This is a genomic window from Aquimarina algiphila, from assembly GCF_007489275.1.
GTDB classification, from domain to species: domain Bacteria; phylum Bacteroidota; class Bacteroidia; order Flavobacteriales; family Flavobacteriaceae; genus Aquimarina; species Aquimarina algiphila.
In genome coordinates, this window is record NZ_VLNR01000096.1 from 1 (window position 1) to 18,859 (window position 18,859).

General features: G+C 30.8%; 14 protein-coding genes and 1 pseudogene. 6 read left to right on the forward strand and 9 right to left on the reverse strand.

Translation table 11 applies throughout. The annotated features are described in order from the left end of the window. The first annotated feature begins 274 nt into the window (after positions 1-274). Positions 275-1,057 (forward strand): S1/P1 nuclease, encoded by a 783-nt coding sequence (locus FOF46_RS28260; RefSeq protein WP_109437976.1) that lies wholly within the window; start codon positions 275-277, stop codon positions 1,055-1,057. A gap of 38 nt (positions 1,058-1,095) precedes the next feature. Here the strand turns inward: FOF46_RS28260 and FOF46_RS28265 are convergent, their stop codons facing one another. Beyond that, complete coding sequence (locus FOF46_RS28265; protein WP_109437977.1) at positions 1,096-1,953, reverse strand: helix-turn-helix domain-containing protein; 858 nt, start codon at positions 1,951-1,953, stop codon at positions 1,096-1,098. Positions 1,954-2,158: 205 nt separating this feature from the next. Between FOF46_RS28265 and FOF46_RS28270 the strand changes: the two genes are divergently transcribed. Next, a complete protein-coding gene (locus tag FOF46_RS28270) occupies positions 2,159-2,575 on the forward strand; it encodes a hypothetical protein (protein WP_109437978.1) in 417 nt (138 codons plus the stop codon). Positions 2,576-2,663: 88 nt separating this feature from the next. On the opposite strand, the gene FOF46_RS28275 is transcribed toward FOF46_RS28270, so the two are convergent. The 3 genes from FOF46_RS28275 to FOF46_RS28285 are packed head-to-tail and all read right to left on the reverse strand — an operon-like array spanning position 2,664 to position 4,102. Next, positions 2,664-3,275, reverse strand: coding sequence for an alpha-ketoglutarate-dependent dioxygenase AlkB family protein (locus FOF46_RS28275; protein ID WP_143918822.1), 612 nt, complete (start codon positions 3,273-3,275; stop codon positions 2,664-2,666). An 18-nt stretch (positions 3,276-3,293) separates the two neighbouring features. Beyond that, positions 3,294-3,641: a DoxX family protein gene (locus FOF46_RS28280; RefSeq protein ID WP_109437980.1), complete on the reverse strand. Its 348-nt coding sequence runs from the start codon at positions 3,639-3,641 to the stop codon at positions 3,294-3,296. Further along, positions 3,641-4,102 carry a hypothetical protein gene (locus FOF46_RS28285; protein ID WP_143918823.1) on the reverse strand — a complete coding sequence of 154 codons (462 nt, stop codon included), beginning with the start codon at positions 4,100-4,102 and terminating at the stop codon, positions 3,641-3,643. Before FOF46_RS28285 ends, FOF46_RS28280 begins: the two co-directional genes overlap by 1 nt. A gap of 280 nt (positions 4,103-4,382) precedes the next feature. On the opposite strand from FOF46_RS28285, the gene FOF46_RS28290 reads away from it, so the two are divergent. Beyond that, entirely contained in the window at positions 4,383-5,447 is a 1,065-nt protein-coding gene (locus FOF46_RS28290) for a M12 family metallopeptidase (RefSeq protein ID WP_235011004.1), read from the forward strand. 94 nt (positions 5,448-5,541) lie between these two features. Here FOF46_RS28290 and FOF46_RS28295 read toward each other — a convergent pair whose 3' ends face one another. From FOF46_RS28295 to htpG, 5 genes and pseudogenes are all read right to left on the reverse strand, one after another. Further along, the gene (locus FOF46_RS28295) at positions 5,542-6,396 is read right to left on the reverse strand and encodes a DUF6503 family protein (protein WP_143918824.1); all 855 of its coding nucleotides are present in this window, start codon (positions 6,394-6,396) and stop codon (positions 5,542-5,544) included. Between the two features lie 142 nt (positions 6,397-6,538). Next, entirely contained in the window at positions 6,539-8,197 is a 1,659-nt protein-coding gene (locus FOF46_RS28300; protein ID WP_143918825.1) for a serine hydrolase, read from the reverse strand. A 130-nt stretch (positions 8,198-8,327) separates the two neighbouring features. After that, a pseudogene (locus FOF46_RS28305) lies at positions 8,328-11,587 on the reverse strand (glycosyltransferase family 117 protein). 98 nt (positions 11,588-11,685) lie between these two features. Further along, entirely contained in the window at positions 11,686-12,675 is a 990-nt protein-coding gene (locus tag FOF46_RS33045; protein ID WP_143918826.1) for a helix-turn-helix domain-containing protein, read from the reverse strand. Between the two features lie 133 nt (positions 12,676-12,808). Then, complete coding sequence (gene htpG, locus FOF46_RS28315) at positions 12,809-14,698, reverse strand: molecular chaperone HtpG (protein ID WP_109437987.1); 1,890 nt, start codon at positions 14,696-14,698, stop codon at positions 12,809-12,811. A gap of 258 nt (positions 14,699-14,956) precedes the next feature. On the opposite strand from htpG, the gene FOF46_RS28320 reads away from it, so the two are divergent. The 3 genes from FOF46_RS28320 (at position 14,957) to FOF46_RS28330 (ending at position 18,750) form a co-directional block, all read left to right on the forward strand. Beyond that, positions 14,957-15,619 (forward strand): TetR family transcriptional regulator C-terminal domain-containing protein, encoded by a 663-nt coding sequence (locus FOF46_RS28320; protein WP_143918827.1) that lies wholly within the window; start codon positions 14,957-14,959, stop codon positions 15,617-15,619. Between the two features lie 24 nt (positions 15,620-15,643). Next, on the forward strand, positions 15,644-16,951 hold the full coding sequence (locus FOF46_RS28325) for an ABC1 kinase family protein (protein ID WP_143918828.1): 1,308 nt from the start codon (positions 15,644-15,646) through the stop codon (positions 16,949-16,951). Positions 16,952-17,316: 365 nt separating this feature from the next. Continuing rightward, positions 17,317-18,750, forward strand: a complete 1,434-nt coding sequence (locus FOF46_RS28330) for a tetratricopeptide repeat protein (RefSeq protein WP_143918829.1) — start codon at positions 17,317-17,319, stop codon at positions 18,748-18,750. The last annotated feature ends 109 nt before the right edge of the window (positions 18,751-18,859 follow it).

Below are 18,859 nucleotides of genomic sequence, written 5' to 3' on the forward strand. Positions count from 1 at the left end.
ATGTAAAAAATAGCTTGTTTTTGACTATATTTGTGAAAACAACTACATATTAATAATTCGTTCTTCGAGTGAAGCCTTGTATTGTTAGTGTTTTCTGAATTGTTTGAATGCTGTAAAAGATTTATAGTATCTTAACGTAACACTAACATACCCTTTTTTATCTTTGCTTCAAAATTATAAATAATGAAATGAGTATGGATGCGATTTTTTGAGGTTTCGAAAATAATTTCTATACAAATTATCCTATCAAAGAACTAAAAACAATAAACAATACATGAAACATCAATATAAGATACTTCTTATTCTATTAATAATTACTACTTCTGGATTTTCTGCAGAATATGATTGGGGTAAAAAAGGACATCGAGCTACAGGTCAGATTGCAGAAAAATATTTAAGTAAGAAAGCAAAACGCAATATAAATAAGCTTCTAAAAGGACAAAGTTTAGCTTTGGTTTCTAATTTTGCAGATGATATTAAAAGTGATAAGAAATATAAAGGATATAGCCCATGGCATTATGTCAATTTTTCTTTTGATAAAAAATACGGAGAAGATACCCCTAGCGAATTTGGAGATTTAGTACAAGGAATAGAAAAATGTATTATGGTACTTAAAGATGAACAATCATCTGAAGCAGATGCAGCATTTCATTTGAAAATGTTAGTGCATTTTATTGGAGATTTACATCAACCTCTTCATGTAGGTAGAGGAGAAGATAAGGGTGGAAATGATATTCAGGTGCGTTGGTTTAGAGATGGATCCAACTTGCATCGGGTTTGGGACAGCGAGATGATAGAGCATTACGGGATGAGTTATACAGAATTATCTGTTAATACAGATATGTTGTCTAAAACTCAATTAGAAGCGATTCGGGATGGTTCGGTTTTGGATTGGGTTCATGAATCGCAAGCGTTAGCAAAACAAGTATATAACTCAGCAGAAGTAGGTGAAAAGTTAGGATATCAGTACATGTATAACTATTTCCCATTGGCACGTAAACAACTACAAAAAGGAGGAATACGATTAGCAAAGGTTCTAAATGAAATTTTTGGTTAGAGAACACAAAAAGAAACAATAAGAGTTTGTGTTGATCACTAGCTAATAGTGATTTCTTTACGATATTGTTTTGGGGACATAGAAAAATGTTTCTTGAAGGTCTTAGTAAGGTGACTCTCATCCGTATATCCTAATTGATATGCAATTTCTGCAATGGTAAATTCGGTATGTTGTAAACGATATTCTACCAATTTCATTTTATATTTTGTCACATACTGATGGATAGACTCTCCTGTTTTTCTTTTAAAATAAGTGCTAATAGAGCTTTGAGACATGTTAAATTTATCGGCCAGAAAACCTATTTTAGTAAGATCATTATCATAAACATGCTGTCTAATGTGACTTAGGATTAAATCAATTTTGCTATGTCCAACAGGAACATCTCTATGATTAGAATTATATTTTTCAGAAATATTACGAACAATTATGCTTAAAATAGTACTTATTGCATTTGAGATAATCTCTTGGTAATATATTTTTTCATTTTTAAATTCTTCCAAAACAACATTATGAATATCCCAAATAATGCTTCTGTCTTCTTCGTGAGATATAACATCTCCGGGAATGATGTTAGGATGATGTAGCAGTTGTTCAATACGCTGTAACCAATATTTTCTATCGGGTAAGTTGATTTTACCAGAAAATAAAAGCTCAGTGAATTTAAAATATGTGAAATTAGTACGTTTTTCGATTTCGAAGTGATGAGTATCTTCTGGAGCTAATAAAAAAATATCATTTTCTTTATATGAAAATCTAATATCATTAATGGTATGGTAGCCATTTCCTTTATCGATAAAAATGATTTCAAAATAATTATGATTATGAGGTTCTGCTTCCCATTCATCAATAGAATATTGATGTACCACAAAAGTCTCATGCAAGGTATAACGGTTCATAACATTTTTTTAACATTTTAAAGTTACAAAAATAAAATCAATAAAATCAGAATTCTTTTTTACTTGTATTTTATGACGAAAACGTTGGAGTGTGTTGATAACTAGTGAGTTGTTGGCGCTTTGTACAAGTTATAAATAAAATTATACAAGTATGAAAATTGAATTAGAATCTAAATTTGCATTTTAAAATTTAACACAAATCCGCATGAAACATAAAATTTTTATATATCATGTTATCAGGGTAGCTTTTGGAATGTTTTTGGTCTTGTATAGTATATATAATGTGATCAAATATTCAGAATTTTTAGAGCGATTAGATCGATACTTTAGTAATGTTACCGTATTTGATACGACTATAATAGAGAGTTTGGCTCCATTAGTTCCTTTTGAAGAGTTTATTATTGGATTTTTTATCACTCTAGGAATCTTTACAAGAAAAGCTCTAATGGCGGCTATTATTTTATTTGGGTTTTTTGCACTGTTTTTGCTCGATGCAAATTATATAAATTGTGCAACTGTTCATTTATTATTTAGTCTATTAGCTATACTACTATTAAAGAAAGATAATTATGATTTAAATACTGTGAATTTTGATAAAGATTCACATCAAATTATACAATAATATAAAGATATTAGCCTCGTTGCAGCGAGGTATTTCATAAATTGATTTTGTTTGAACGTAAAAAAACCTTGTTGCCGCGAGGTTTTTTTTATTTAATTACTCTAAAGGTAATATTGATTCTAGGACGAATGACTTTTTTTGTTTTTGGTATCTGATGAAGCCAGTATTCTTGTGTTTTTCCTTTCATTAAGAGCAGGCTCCCATGCTGTAATTTGATTTTGTGTTTTTGGTTTTTATCTTTTTTATTTTTAAAATGAAGCCATCGTTCTTCACCTAAACTTACAGAACCTATAACAGGGTGTTTTCCAAGTTCTTTTTCATTATCAGAATGCCATCCATTACTATCTTGTCCATTACGATATAAATTAAGTAAACAAGTAGTGAATGTAATCTGACTTATAGGTTCAATTTTTTCCTTTATCAAAACTAACTCCTTAGTAAATGGTTTGGGATACATAGTGATGTTAGAATAACTATAGGATTGATCATTGTTAGAGTAAAGAGCTGTAAGACGTGGTTGAGGATATGTTTTTCCAAAAACAGTAATATTATCTTGTTGCCAGTCTATTGTTTTTAATAAGGTTTCAAAAAGGACGTCAGATTGATTACGGCTAAAGAGTTCAGGATAATATACCACATCTGCATCTGGCATATCTAGCTTTATGAAATCGTTTTCTGCAGAAAATAAATCTAAATTCATCGAATTAAAGGAGAAAAACTAAAGATATGAATATACCCAATAAATCAACACAAATTGAAGTAATAATCTAAAGATTAAAACAGGTTTTGGAAGATTTAATCCAGCTTTTTTGTTGATAAGCATATGAATATGTACAGGAAAAAATAAAACTAGCATTATGATGATACTCCAAATAGAAATCGTTCTGGTTTGTTCAAATAATACTCCAATACCTACAAGAATTTCAGCAATACCACTTAAATAAACGAGGAGTTTGTGATAAGGGATATACAGAGGCATTATTCTCATAAATGCTTTTGGACGAACTAAATGAAAAATTCCTACTAGACTAAAGATAAAGGATACGATATATAGGTGCCAACTCATTAAACTCCAGATGTTTTTTCTTTACCCGCTTCGCTAAGTGCAAAATCTTTACTACGAGTCATTTTTTTAATAAAACTCACTTTTCTAAAACGCAAAGCAGACCAATCATTATCTATAGAAACTTGTTGAACAGGTTCTAAATTATAATCCCCTAGAACCCCCCAACCATAATCACGATTAATTTCTGAAGTATATTTTTTAGAGGTTTTCTTTGGATAAGCAAACCACAGAATTGCATCCCCAACAAGTTTGGGATATACAGTTTCTATGCGATTTTCAATTTGTGTTTTTTGAGTAACAAAAACAAGTGCAAAATCAACCTCTGAAACCTGAATAAGTGATTCTTTGATGATAACATCCTTAAGGCAATCTAATTCTTTACAAAACCCTTCAGGTTCATTTAAGATCAATATCTCATCCAATAAAGGAGGTAGCTGTAATTTTTTAAAAAGCGGAGTCATGAGAAAGAGTATTTAGAGAAAAAAATGTGCCTCTTAAAGATACAAAAAAAAGCTGTCACTTAAAGAGTATAAAATTTAAAAGATAGAATTTGTCTTTTCAAACTCTACTTTGAATAAATAATCTAAGATGTAAATATTTGTTTGAAATATTGACTTTTTAGATCCAGGTATTTTTGAAGATTAGAATTCGATACACCCAAAAAGAATAATTGTTTTTACCTAAAACAATAAAAACCAAAATACTACAGTTAACACTATTACAAACTTAAATATATTAATTATGAAAACAACTTTTAGAAGCTCTCTAGTAGGGGCTTTAGCATTCGCTGCGTGCATGACATTCACCTCGTGTGAAGATGAGCAATTAGACAATTCTCAGGAACAATTAGATAATCAATTAGTCACAGGAAAAGACTTCCTTCAGGAAGTAGCTTACCCTGACACGACAGGAAAATTGGTTACAATTCAACTTAACGGGGAATCTGTCGAAGTAGAAAAAATTGGAGATGAATATATCATGCAGGGAGATATGCATGTTATCCCTGATGATATGTTACCAAAAGACGCAAAAAGTACAGGGCGTACTACGCGTCGTTGGCCAAATAACACGGTATATTATGATATACAAAGTAGTTTGCCTAATCAAGCAAGGGTTACTAATGCAATTGCGCATTGGGAGGCAAATACAGACCTTACCTTTGTAAGAAGAACAAACCAAACTGCTTATATTTATTTTAGGACAGGTAGTGGATGTTCATCTTCTGTGGGACGTACAGGAGGAAGACAAAACATTAATCTTGCTAATGGGTGTTCTACAGGAAATACAATTCACGAAATAGGTCATGCGGTTGGATTATGGCATGAACAAAGTAGAAAAGATAGAGATCAGTATATCACTATTAATTTTCAGAATATACAATCAAATAGAGCATTTAACTTTCAAACTTATGTGCAACAGGGTATTGATGGAGATGAGTATACTAATGCATTAGATTTCAACTCTATTATGTTATATGGCTCTTTTGCTTTTTCGGCAAATGGACAACCGACAATTGTAAGAAAAAATGGATCCACGTATAACGCACAAAGAAATGGACTTTCTGCTGGAGATATTTCTGGAATTAGTGTTATGTATCCAGGCAATGGTGGAGGAGGTAATGATATCTGTGAAGGAGTTGCTCCTTGGTCTAGTTCACAAAGTTATCAGCCTGGAGATCGTGTAACCTATAGAGGCTATTTATTTGAGCGTACTACATCTGGTTGGACTAGAATAGGACAATGTGGCACTTCTAAATCTGCATCAACTCAAGATTTACCAGATCTTAATGATGTAGCAAAGAATTAGTAAATCTAATTTGGATGTAATTAATAGATATTAGAAATTAAAATCCCTCTAAAATTCTTAGAGGGATTTTTATATTTTCTAATGACTATAAACATCAAAGCATAATCTCTTTAGCGTTTTCTGGAGTCTCAAATATTGTACCTTCATCTTCGAGAAAAGTAATATCAGTAAGGGTAGCTTCCCCAATTTTATCAGTGGAACCTTTTTCTTCAGACCAGCCATAGAACTCCCACTTAGTTGCGAATGGAATCCCATCTATTATTTTGAACTCTTTATACTGAATTATATGAGGATCCCCTTCTGCTTTTGATGTATCATCTTGATTTCCAAAAGTAACAATATAAGCAGCGGCTTTTAAAGTATGATCATTAGAATCAGAATAGATAATATACCAATCTTCTGATGAATCACCTATTCCTTTTTCAAAAGTAAGCTTTGCTGTTTGATGTTCTACTTCATTCAAAGTCTTAACGTTTTGTAGCTCCCATTGAGTACCCGGGTCATCTAATTTATATGGAAATCCAAAGAAATACGTCCATGTAAACATATCAAAACGTGCTCCTTTATCATTTGCCTCTTTAGGGCACAAATAAACCTTTTCATTTGTATAGATTAATTTGCTATCATCTTTTTTATCAATTCTGATTTTGGTAGCATTGGTCAGCATTGTAATTTTTCCATCTAAGCGTTGTTTTCCTCCAAAATAAATATCTATATTAAAACTAACAGCTTTATGTTTTAGAAATGCTGTTTTTTGATGTGCTTTTTCAATTTGTAGAATATAATTATCCATTATGGATAGAGCGCCATCACCAATACCACCATCTGGTTCTACAGGAATAGCCTCTGGAGTATTATCCTTAGGATCGATAGATTCATTTTCTTCTTTTGTGCTTTTGTTACAACCAAGAATAGTAATTGTTATAATTAAAATCCATAAATTTTTCATAGAAAATAGTTTGTGTTATGAATGTTAAAATTAATAAAACCAAATACATGAAAAACAATAATTATGAAAACTTAACAGATACAGAACTATGTGCTGAGCTCTATAATATGCTATATGGCTCAGCGCATAGTTCAAATAAATTTTATTTTTTTCGCTTTGCAGGTATCTTTTGGCCTCCTTGATGTAAAATAACACTGGTGGCTTTGCCGTTTTCTTTTATGAATTCTAGTGCTGCTGGAAATTCTTTAACAAAGAATTTAGTTTCTGTCTCTGGATGTATTTCAAAAACTTCTTGTCCCGTAGCTTGAGAAATTAGTTTTCCATTTTTTAATGTTATATTAAGATCAAATCCAGGTTTGATTTCGTAAATACCAACATATTGTTTCAAGATTTCTTCTTTGATTTTGATTTCGACCTTTTCAACTGGAATTGGTTTGTTTGTCTTTATTCCTTTAGAGATTCTATTTGAGTCTCGATCTGTAAATATCACTTTTACAGAATCGTTAGAGATATCGAATTCATATTCAGAAAAATTATCTTCAAAGAAAAATGAAGTCTTGTTTTTAGGAAAAATTTTAAAAGCAGTACTTCCTTGTCGTTTACTGTATAATTGATTGTCTTTTAGTGTGATAATTCTAATTACTTTGTCTTCGAATTCATAAACACCAACAAATTTTTCTAATTCTTTTGGAGATATATTAGTATTTTTTTTAGAAGTTTTATACGGTTTTCCAATTGCCATTGCTGCAATTTTTTTAGTAGGATTACCAGGGCTATTGCAATTGCAATTAGTAAGCGTGGCTACATAAACATCTTCTTCGGGAATATATATTGCATAAGAAGTATATCCAAAAATACCTCCACCGTGTTGAATAGCAGGTACTCCATTAACATCATATGTTAACCAACCATATCCATAATTAGTATACTCACCATTTGCAATAGGATAGTTAGTATGTGCTTTTTGTAATGTTTCTTTTTTAATTAAAACATTTTGATTTAATGCAGTTTGCCATTTAAATAAATCCTCTGTAGTACTCATTAAAGAACCAGCAGCATATGGTAAAGTCATACTGATACGATCAGAATTGATATAACCTTCTCGAGTTTGATATCCCGCTGCGCGATTCATAATTATTTCGTTTTTATGGCCATATCGAGAGTTGTCCATTTTTAATTTTTTAAAAATATGTTGCTCTATAAAATCTTCATAAGTTTGTGAAGAAACTTTCTCTATAATATGTCCTAAAATGATATATCCAGAATTATTATATTTCCATTGTTGTCCTGGATCAAAATCCATGGGTTCATTTTTAAAGTAATTAATCAATTCTGTCGGAGTCATATCTTTTGATTTGATCTCTGAAAGATTCATTTCAGTGTAACTTTTGATTCCAGAAGTGTGATTTAAAAGATGGTGTAGTGTGATTTTTTTTCCATGAGTCGGATAATCCGGAATGAATTTGGTGATTTCATCCTTGACGTTAAGTTTACCCTGCTCGACTAGCATTAGAATAGCTACTGCTGTAAATTGTTTGGTGATAGAACCTATTTCAAAAACATTATCTGTTTTCATAGGGACATTAAGCTCTATATTAGATAACCCAAAAGCTTTATGATAAATAACCTTTCCTTTTTTAGCAACCAATATTGAAGCTCCCGATCCATTGGGTTTATATCGCTCGATTAAAAGCTTATCGAATTTTTCTTCCAGATTTTGTGAAAAAGAAGGACGAGATACTATAAAAATTAATACCAGTAGAAAAGAATTGATTTTAAATGTATGTTTTGCTAACTTCATGATATCTGTTTTTGATTGATATCAATGTATGACGGCTATTATTATTTCTGGTTACAAATGATTTTATGTTGTTGATTTATATTTATTAGTAAATCAATACTATTTTATAAAACCATAATATCTGTATACCTCAATCTTTAAATTGAATGTTTGAATCCCTTTCTTGTTCATTATCAGATTCATGTTCTATATAATCGCTATCACCATATAAACGTGAGAAGAGTGAGATGTATGTATTAAATTCCTCTACCTTAATGTCTGCAAAATTATTGTCTTTGGAGATAAATAAGATATCTATTAAATTTCTATAATACTCTATTTGTGTAACAATCTCCTGCGCATATTCATATTGTTCTTTAATTGATAAATTTCCATAATAGATTAATTGTTCCTGGTATTTTTTAGTGATAGTAGTGTAAAGATCTCTTGCTTTTTCTTTCTCATTGATGCTATAGTAACTGGATACAAAAGGGTGTAGTAAGGTATAGTACCCGTAATACTCAACTGGGGTTTTTTGTATCCCAGATCTAAAATTTCTTTTGCCTTATTTATTTTATTTTCTTCAATTAACTCTTCTGCTAATCTGCTTATACTACTTCTATAACTAATACCATTTCTGCGGGTTTGAGGATCATGATATATAGTTGCACTTTCTCCATTGCCCCAATCCCAATTTTTAACTATTGGGTACATTGCTTCAGTATCAATTCTACCCATTTCATATGGATTTTTAGGATCTATTTTGGTTTGTATAGGAACAAGTTTATAAACCAATCCATCTAACTGTAAATACTCCTTCATCCATATATAATCATCATCGCCAAAACTACCTCCAGAAAAATAAATAGGTCGTTCCCAGTTATTATTTGCTAGAATATCTAACATCAGTAATCTATGTTTTAGCAGATAATCGCCTTTTAAATGAATATCGATATATGGAACAATTTTATCGGCATCTTTACTAGAGACAATCCCATTTTTTAATACAGCTTGTTTATTTACAGGAATTCGTATATGTTGTGTAGGGAATGTGTTTACTCTTTTTCCACTTTGCAAATCTCCTTTGGTTCTTGGATCGTCAGATGCTATCCACTTTAACCAATTTTTGATCAGCATGGTGTCTTTTGTAATGGGTTTATGATAAATCACATCATTATTGCCATAAGCATAAAATTTATGTGTAAGTTGTGATGAGATAGGTTTACTTTTATATGCGGCTTTTTTCATTTGATCAGTATACCAATCTGTTCCTAAATATGCAGAGATTATGACTCTTATGTCAGTTCTGTATTCTTCGATATCCTGAACATACCATAAAGGAAAAGTATCGTTATCACCTATAGTAAATAGAATTGCATTCTCTTGACAAGAGGATAAGTACATTTTTGCCATAGATTGGGCAGTATATCGATTAGAGCGATCGTGATCGTCCCAATTTTGAGTAGCGAGCATAATAGGTCCGGCTAACAGACAAAGAATAAGTATCAGTGGAGTTGCTATTTTTGGTTTTATAAAATTCTTCATTGTATTAAATAAAGCATATAACCCTATTCCGATCCATATGGCAAATACATAAAAAGAACCTACCAAGGCATAATCACGTTCTCTAACTTCAAAAGGTTTTTCGTTTAGATATATCTTAAGTGCTAATCCCGTAAATAAGAAAAAAACAAATAGAACCCAGAAATTCTTTTTATCATGTTTGATTTGGTAAACAAGCCCTATTAAACCCAATAAAAATGGCAGGAAATAGTATGTGTTTCGTGCTTTGTTTTTTAAAACATCACTAGGTAATTTTTTTTGAGATCCTAAATGGATTTCATCTATGAATTGTATTCCACTTAGCCAATTTCCGTTTTGATTAGTTAATTTTCCTTGAATATCGTTTTGCCTTCCTGCAAAATTCCACATAAAATACCTCCAATACATATATCCCATCTGATACGTAAACATGAATTTTAAATTATCCCAAACTGATGGCCTCTCTATATCGAGATAATTTCCAAAAGATTTAAGAAATTGATCATAATCTTCGTCATCTAGTTTACCATTAACGTACGCTTTACTAAAATCATTTACGGTATTAAGTATCTCTTTTTCTTTATGAAATTCTGGCTTTATTGTGAATTTAATAGGGCCGGTAAATTTCATATAATTAACTATATGTTCTGTGCTCCACATTCTCGGAAAAAATGTTTTGTGGCGATCATCAAGATTTTGTTTAGCGTTTTTCCAATCATTAACTATGTTATATTTTCTGGTTTTTTCATCTTTTTCATATTTTGGATTGTCGTCTTCATATGGATTATTTTCATCAAGGTGAGCATAAATTTCAGTGAACAAAGGACCATAAAACAAATGAGTTTTTGGATATTGTTCTAAGTTATAATATGCTAGTAGTTCTCGAGCATTATTGGGATTATTTTCATTAATTACCGTACCTGCATTAGCGCGAATTGGAATCATTACCCAACTAGAGAAACCAATCAGGATAAAAAGTATGGATAGTACTATGGTATTTAGGAAAGGATATTGTTTTTTTCGAGTATGCTTAATTCCCAGATAAAAAAGAATAGTTACTATACCTCCTGCGATAATAGTCCCAGAATTAAAGGGAAGTCCCATCACATTAATAAAGAAAACTTCAGAAAGACTAAAAAACTTTAGTGTGTATGGTACTAGTAGCTTAAAGATGAATAGTAATATGGCTACTGCTATAAAATTACCAATGATAAAATTTTTTGGAGTAATGTCTTTCCAATTTTTAAAATAATACAATAATCCAATTGCTGGGATAGATAATAATCCCATAAAATGAATACCAAATGACAATCCAACAATAAAGGATATTAAAATTAACCACTTATTTCCTCGTGCTAAATGCATGTCTCTCTCCCATAATAAACCGAGATAAAATAACAATGCCAAAATACATGTTGCCATAGCATATACTTCTGCTTCTACTGCGTTAAACCAAAAACTATCGCTAAATGTATATGCCAATGAACCAACAAACCCACTGCCTAAAATTATAATAGCTTTGTTATTGTTTAAGGCACTATCCTTTGATTCTAGCTTACGAACAAGGATAACGATGGACCAAAACATAAATAAAATAGTAAATGCACTAGCGATTGCCGAAGTACAGTTAAGTGTCATAGCAATCTCTTTGGAGTTAGAAGTGAAAACCGATGCAAAAGCACCTATTATCTGAAAAAGTGGAGCCCCTGGAGGATGTCCTATTTGCAATTTTGATGAAGTAGCAATATATTCTCCAACATCCCAGAAACTATTTGTAGGCTCTATTGTAAGTAAATAAACACTTAAAGAGATTATAAAAACTACCCACCCTAATATTTTATTCCACTTTTGAAAACTAAGTTCATTCATTTATTTTGATACCATTTTATTATGGATCAAATAAATATGATAATTGATGTAGTGTCTAGTTTTTTGTGGCTGAATAAGGTACTAGTACAGGTCTGATTTTACTTTTTAAGTAATAAATCCTGTCTGCTGGAAATGTTTAGCTTGCTGTAAATGTTAGTAATATGAGTTTTTACAGTGCTAAGACTAACAAATAGTTCATTGGCAATTTCTTTGTTGCTTTTTCCTGAAATGATGAGGTCCTTTATAATTTTTTCTTGCTTACTTAGTGGAGGGATAACTACTGCTTGTATTTTTCTTTTTGATTTTATGATAAATACAATTAATGCGATAATAATTAATAAGGCAATACTACCAATCCATAAACTCATTTTATAATCCTGATTCTTAATTTCTTTGGTAATGAATGAGAGTTTATGTTCTAGATATGCATATGCAGATGGATCAAGGTCACTTGATTTTAATTCTTTAAGCAAATCCAAATAATAACGTGGATTGGCAATAACATCTTTTTCTAACAAGTCCTGATCATCAAGTTTTTTAATACCTATAAGTTTAACCAAAAGTATCTGTAAAGAATCTTTTACGTATCCTTTGGTTTCCAGAAGGTATTTTTTGGTATCAAAATCGTCTGTCAGATTTTGATAAGTAGCCTCGAAGTTTTTTAGTTTTTGCCATTCTTGATCTGCTTCATTATTTGTTGCATACTTCCCAAATAATAATTCTCCTTTTGTAAAATGTATGGTGTCCTTTTTGGATAAAATAAAGAACTTGAAGTTTTTAATTTTGCTTAAAAGGACATCTTTGTCATTCAAGGATATTGGATTCAGTTGAACTTTATAAATCTCATCTTTTGAAGTAAATAAACTTTGATCGAAAGCAAAAAAACCATCTTTGTTAAGTGATGAAGAAGCAATAGTAGTTGCATTATAAGTAGTACTGTTTTCTTCAAGTTTGATATGACTTAAATATACTTTTTGTTCCCATTGATCAGGGTTTTTAATATGTACATATCCAGAAACAGAATTTTGCCCCGAGAGGTTTATGCTACTAAATATAAAGAATACAAAAAAGTAATTTAAGTTCTTCATTTTGGTATTGTATTGAAGATCATTACGAATGTAAAAGTTTTGAAGTTTAAAACAAAAGTATACGATAAAAAAACCGCTTTAACTATTTATGAATAGCAAAGCGGCCTATTAGTTTTAAGTAAAAAAATATTTTTTACTTGATCATTTCGTAACTACGTTTAATAAAATCAGTCAATTCTTCTCCTTTTAATAAATTTTGAGAAAGTCTTGCAAGATCCAGAGATTGTTTTATCAAACGCTCTTTTTTCTTTTCTGTTTTAGTACTGGCAATTTGTCCAATCAATTCATGATTTGTATTGATGACCAAATTGTACATTTCTGGCATATTACCCATACCAAACATTCCGCCACCACCGCCAGTTTGTTGCATCTCCTTCATACGACGCATAAACTCTGGTTGAGTGATCATAAAAGGAGAAGCATTACTATCCATTGCTTCTAATTGTACGGTATATTTTTCTTTAGGAACAACTTTTTCTAGATCAACTTTTAGCGCTTCTTTTTCTTCATCAGATAATTTAGAAATCGTTTCTTCATCTTTTTTGATAAGATTGTCAATATGATCAGCATCAACTCTGGCAAAAGAGATATTTTCTTTGCTTGTTTCTAATTTTTGGATTAAGTGAGAAACAATAGGAGAGTCTAAAAGCAATACTTCATACCCTTTATCTTTGGCAGCAGTTATATATGCATGTTGCTCATCTTTATTAGAGGCGTATAATATTACAGTTTTATTATCCTTGTCTGTTTGACTGTCTTTGATTTTTTCTTGTAACTCCTCAAAAGTTAGATAGGTATCATCTACTGTTGGGTAAAGAGCAAACTTATCTGCTTTTTCAAAGAATTTTTCTTCAGAAAGCATTCCGTACTCGATTACAATTTTAATATCATTCCATTTTTGTTCAAAATCTTCTCTATTGTTTTTAAACATAGAGTTAAGCTTATCTGCAACCTTACGTGTGATATAACTAGAGATTTTTTTTACATTACCATCTGCCTGTAAATATGAACGAGATACATTAAGAGGGATGTCAGGAGAGTCAATTACTCCGCGAAGCATAGTAAGAAATTCAGGAACAATACCCTCTACGTTATCCGTAACAAAAACCTGGTTCTGATATAATTGAATTTTATCTTTTTGCATTCCCATATCCTGACCTAATTTTGGGAAATATAAAATCCCCGTTAGGTTAAATGGATAGTCTACATTTAGATGAATGTTAAAAAGAGGTTCCTCGAATTGCATAGGATACAATTCTCTATAAAAACTTTTGTAATCTTCATCCTGTAGATCAGCTGGTTGCTTTGTCCATGCTGGATTAGGATTGTTAATAATATTGTCTACTTCCTGGGTAGGAGCAGGATCTTCTTCTTTAGCATCTTCTGGCTTTGGTAAAGTTTCAGTCTTGGTTCCAAACTTTATAGCTACCGGCATAAATTTATTATACTTTACCAGTAATTCGTTTATTTTAGAATCTTCTAAGAATTCTACATCATCTTCACCGATATGAAGAATAATTTCTGTTCCTCTATCAGTTTTGTCATGTGCTTCTATGCTATATGTTGGTGATCCGTCGCAAATCCAATGTGCAGCAGGCTCATCTTTATAAGATTTAGTAATGATTTCAACTTTATCGGCAACCATAAAAGCAGAATAGAACCCAAGTCCAAAATGTCCAATAATTCCTGAGTCTTTTGCACTATCTTTATATTTTTCAAGAAATTCTTCTGCTCCAGAAAAAGCTACTTGATTAATATATTTTTCTACTTCTTCTGCAGTCATACCAATCCCTTGATCGATAATATGCAATTGCTTCTTATCTTTATCTATTTTAACTTCGATGGTTGGATTACCATACTCTACATTAACTTCTCCAATACTAGTTAAATGTTTTAGCTTTAAAGTAGCATCTGTTGCATTAGAAATTAGTTCTCTTAAAAAAATCTCATGATCAGAGTACAAGAATTTTTTTATTAAAGGAAAAATGTTTTCTACAGATACATTAATACTTCCTGTTGCCATTTTTATAATTTTTTAATTTAATTATCATCTTCTGATTGGATGTAGTCAAAAAAAATACCAATACAGCATATCTGACAAACTGACACAGAAAATAGTTTTTTAAGATATGTTGTAATGATTTCTTGACATTTAAGACTAAGATCATGTTGGATTAGAATTTCATTTTTTTTGAAACAACTTTAACATATTTTTTGTTTAACTTATTTATAAAAAAGTTGAACAATTAGTATATTTACATACTAATTTAAAGTGTGAAATATGGCTACATCAAAGAATAAAAAAGTTACCAGTCAGACTATTATATCAAAATATATGAATTATGTTTTGGAAAATGACGGATATCCTAAATCTGTATATAGATTCTGTAATGATATCAATATAAAGGAAGAAGAGTTTTATGCATTTTTTGGAAGCCTGGAGAGTTTAGACAGAGCAATATGGAATGCTTTTTTTACCACTACGATTGATGCAATGAATAATAATGAAGATTATGGAAGTTTCTCTAGTAGAAATAAATTTCTGACATTCTTTTTTACTTTTTTCGAAATGCTAACCTTAAATCGTAGCTATGTTCTTTTTGCGCTTAAGCGTTATGATATGCCTTTCGAAAACTTAAAACAATTAAAAAGTTTGAGAGACCATATAAAAGGTTTTGCCACCGGACTAATTGAAGAAGATAATGATGAAAAATTATTCAAAGTAACTAAGAATCCTGTTAAACTATTTTCTGAAGGAGCTTGGTTTCAGTTTTTGTTCTTATTAAAATTTTGGGTAGATGATGAATCTGCAGGGTTTGAGAAAACCGATGTTGCTATAGAGAAGTCGGTGAATACCGTATTTGATTTATTTGATAATACTCCTTTAAATAATGTGTTAGACTTCGGGAAGTTTCTATGGAAAGAAAAAACGATGTGGAATTAATGAAAGAACGAATTTAGAAACTGCATGAAAACAATTGACAAAATACCTACTACCAAATTAGGTAGAACCGCAGAACTCGTAAAAACGGGAGTGAAGGTAGGTGGGAATTATCTAAAATACTACGGTAAAAAGGCTGTTAATCCTGATTTAACTAAAGAACAGTTAAATGAAGATAACGCTGCTGATATATACAATGGATTGAAAAATTTAAAAGGGAGCGCTCTTAAAGTAGCACAAATGCTTTCTATGGAAAAAAACATTCTACCCAATGCCTATGTAGAAAAGTTTTCTTTATCACAGTTTAGTGTACCACCTTTATCTCCTCCATTGGTTAGAAAAACATTTAAAAAATATCATGGGAAATACCCAGAAGATCTATATGATTCGTTTGCAACTCAATCTGTAAATGCTGCAAGTATCGGTCAGGTACATAAAGCTATTAAAGACGGGAAAAAACTTGCTGTGAAAATTCAATATCCTGGAGTTGCAAACAGTATAAGTTCTGATTTGGCGATGGTAAAACCCATCGCCATCAGAATGTTTAACTTAAAAGGAAAGGACTCCGAAAAATACTTTAAAGAGTTAGAAGGAAAATTACTTGAAGAGACAGACTATATATTAGAAGTTAAGCAAAGTAAGGAAATAACAGGGGCTTGTGCTAAGATTCCCAATTTGCGATTTCCAAAATACTATGAGGCACTATCTAGTGAACGTATCATCACTATGGATTGGATGGATGGACTTCATTTAAGCGAATATGCAACACAAAATAATGATCAGGAAAAAGCAGATAAAATTGGTCAGGCATTGTGGGATTTTTATATGTATCAAATGCATATTCTTAAGGCAGTCCATGCTGATCCTCATCCAGGAAATTTTTTAGTTGATAAAGATGATAACCTTATTGCGATTGACTTTGGATGTGTAAAGAAAGTGCCATTAGAATTTTATACTCCTTATTTTGAATTAGCAGAAAAGAAAAATATTGATAATCCGGAATTTTTTAATAAAAAAATGTTCCAATTAGAAATCCTCAGACAAGATGATTCCCCTGAAGAAAAAAGATTCTTCTCAGAGTTATTTCATGAAATGTTGAGTCTTTTTACAACACCTTTTAATGTAGAGGAATTTGATTTTGCAGATGAGACATTTTGGAGAAAGATAACAGAATTAAGTGAAAAATATTCTAAAGACACAGAGTTAAGAAAAATGAATGGGAATAGAGGAAGTAAACATTTCTTATATATCAATCGTACGTTTTTTGGCTTGTATAATTTGTTACACGATCTAAAAGCAAAGATCCAAGTAAGGAATTATGAAAAGTACCTATAGTCGGTCATTCGACTGACTTGGTTTGTTTATTTATTGGTTAGGTTGTTAGAAAGATGTGCTGTGGTTGGCACATCTTTCGCTTTTATTAGTGAAACTATATTTTGAAAAATTGCGGAGCAATGTATTTAAAATAGATAGTTGAACTCATCCCGATTTTTCAGCAGAATCTCAAGTTTACCACCTCGAAGCTTATTTACTACATGTTTTTAGCTTAAATAAATTGGAATATAGCTGTTCTTTATATGATTTCTATTTAAATTATTGTCATGAATCTATTAAATATTAAAAAATGATAGTAATGAAATACGTTGATATAATTTAAAAATACATTTATCGTATCTTCACATCTTAGAAAACCCCTAAAAATGTTTAGAAGTAAAATATACACATTTACTCTTGTTGTTGTGCTTCACTATTGTGCATTTTCGCAGCAGAAAGAGGTCATAGTTGATTTAATAGATAAAGTAGAAAATGCAACCAACAAAAATGAAAAACTTCAGTTGTTGGACTCCTTATCTGGAGAAATTGGTAAAATGCATGATAAAGATTTTGAATTTTATAAACAAAATTTTTCCAAATATACGCTTCAATATATAAATCTAGCTAAACAATTGGATAGTATTGATTTAGCTGCTTTTAGGACCTCTAAACTCACTTATCATTATCTTCAAGTGATAAATAAACCCGATTCTGCTCTTGTTATTGTAAATAATATTCTCGGGGATAGTAATAAAATTAAAAATAGAATTAATTTGGGACACCTGTATGTGAAAAAAGCAGGGGCAAACTACCAAATTGATGATTTAGAAAAGGCAATAATAGATTATAATAATGCCGAAAAAGTTTATCACGAAACAAAGGATACCATTTATGAAGCTGATGCGGTATATTTTAATGGACAAGCAACAGAACGATTAGGTAGACTTTCTCAAGCAGTGATAAAATATCAGACTGCTAATACATTGTATACTGCGATGAAAGATACAGCGTATATGGCATATAGTGGATTGGCGATATCAGGGATTTTTAGTCAACTTTATCTTTTGGAAAAATCTTTTGAAGAAAGAAAACGGATTAGAGCGTTGCTAAATAGTCAAAAGAACAAAGACTATAGAGCTCTTTCAGAGTTAAGTATAAATGATGCTCGTGATTTTGTAAAAACAAAAGAATATATAAAAGAAGGCGAAGCATATCTCAAAGCCCTTGAATTAGCACAAAAGGGTAAGTTAAGTGTTTTTGATTTGTTTAGGATAAGAGCCTATGTATCTGGATTTTATTCAAAACATGATAAAACTGAAATTGCTCAACGATATTTAGATACGCTAGAGTTGACGCCAGAATTAGTGAAGAATCCGTATGATCGAATGTTTTATTTAAAAGCTTTAGGAACACTTAAAAAAGCACAGGGAAAATATAATGAAGCTATCCCCATATTTGAGGAAGAACTAGAGATTTTCAAAAAATCTAATGATTTACAAAGTCAAGTACACATCGAAAAAGAACTTTATGAGTCAAATAAGGGAGCAAATAATTTTTCTGATGCTATCATTCATTTAGATAGACATCTATTATTGAAAGATTCTTTATATAATATTACTCGTTCTAATAGTGTTATTTATTATCAAACACTTTATGAGACTGAGAAGAGGGATAGTAAGATTGCTATCCAAAAAGCTAACATCGATATGTTAGAAGCAAAGGATAAAGCGAAGAAAAATTTATTAATATTTGGAGGTATAGGTTTAAGTCTATTGTTCATATCTATATATTTATATAGAAATAACCCGTTGTGCATTTAGAAAAAGTTGCGCAAACTGCTAAAAGGCAGTAAATTGTAGTTACGACACTATAATTCATATGCACAACTTTCAAGCAAATTACGATAAAATACTCAAGGTTTTAAAAGGA

Excerpts from the sequence above, each read along its gene's own strand:
- FOF46_RS28280 (WP_109437980.1), bottom strand. The coding sequence starts at position 3,641 with ATGAGTTGGCACCTATATATCGTATCCTTTATCTTTAGTCTAGTAGGA.
- FOF46_RS28275 (WP_143918822.1), bottom strand. The coding sequence starts at position 3,275 with ATGAATTTAGATTTATTTTCTGCAGAAAACGATTTCATAAAGCTAGAT.
- FOF46_RS28325 (WP_143918828.1), top strand. The coding sequence starts at position 15,644 with ATGAAAACAATTGACAAAATACCTACTACCAAATTAGGTAGAACCGCA.
- FOF46_RS28265 (WP_109437977.1), bottom strand. The coding sequence starts at position 1,953 with ATGAACCGTTATACCTTGCATGAGACTTTTGTGGTACATCAATATTCT.
- htpG (WP_109437987.1), bottom strand. The coding sequence starts at position 14,698 with ATGGCAACAGGAAGTATTAATGTATCTGTAGAAAACATTTTTCCTTTA.
- FOF46_RS28285 (WP_143918823.1), bottom strand. The coding sequence starts at position 4,102 with ATGACTCCGCTTTTTAAAAAATTACAGCTACCTCCTTTATTGGATGAG.
- FOF46_RS33045 (WP_143918826.1), bottom strand. The coding sequence starts at position 12,675 with ATGAAGAACTTAAATTACTTTTTTGTATTCTTTATATTTAGTAGCATA.
- FOF46_RS28270 (WP_109437978.1), top strand. The coding sequence starts at position 2,159 with ATGAAACATAAAATTTTTATATATCATGTTATCAGGGTAGCTTTTGGA.
- FOF46_RS28260 (WP_109437976.1), top strand. The coding sequence starts at position 275 with ATGAAACATCAATATAAGATACTTCTTATTCTATTAATAATTACTACT.
- FOF46_RS28290 (WP_235011004.1), top strand. The coding sequence starts at position 4,383 with ATGAAAACAACTTTTAGAAGCTCTCTAGTAGGGGCTTTAGCATTCGCT.
- FOF46_RS28330 (WP_143918829.1), top strand. The coding sequence starts at position 17,317 with ATGTTTAGAAGTAAAATATACACATTTACTCTTGTTGTTGTGCTTCAC.
- FOF46_RS28295 (WP_143918824.1), bottom strand. The coding sequence starts at position 6,396 with ATGAAAAATTTATGGATTTTAATTATAACAATTACTATTCTTGGTTGT.
- FOF46_RS28300 (WP_143918825.1), bottom strand. The coding sequence starts at position 8,197 with ATGAAGTTAGCAAAACATACATTTAAAATCAATTCTTTTCTACTGGTA.
- FOF46_RS28320 (WP_143918827.1), top strand. The coding sequence starts at position 14,957 with ATGGCTACATCAAAGAATAAAAAAGTTACCAGTCAGACTATTATATCA.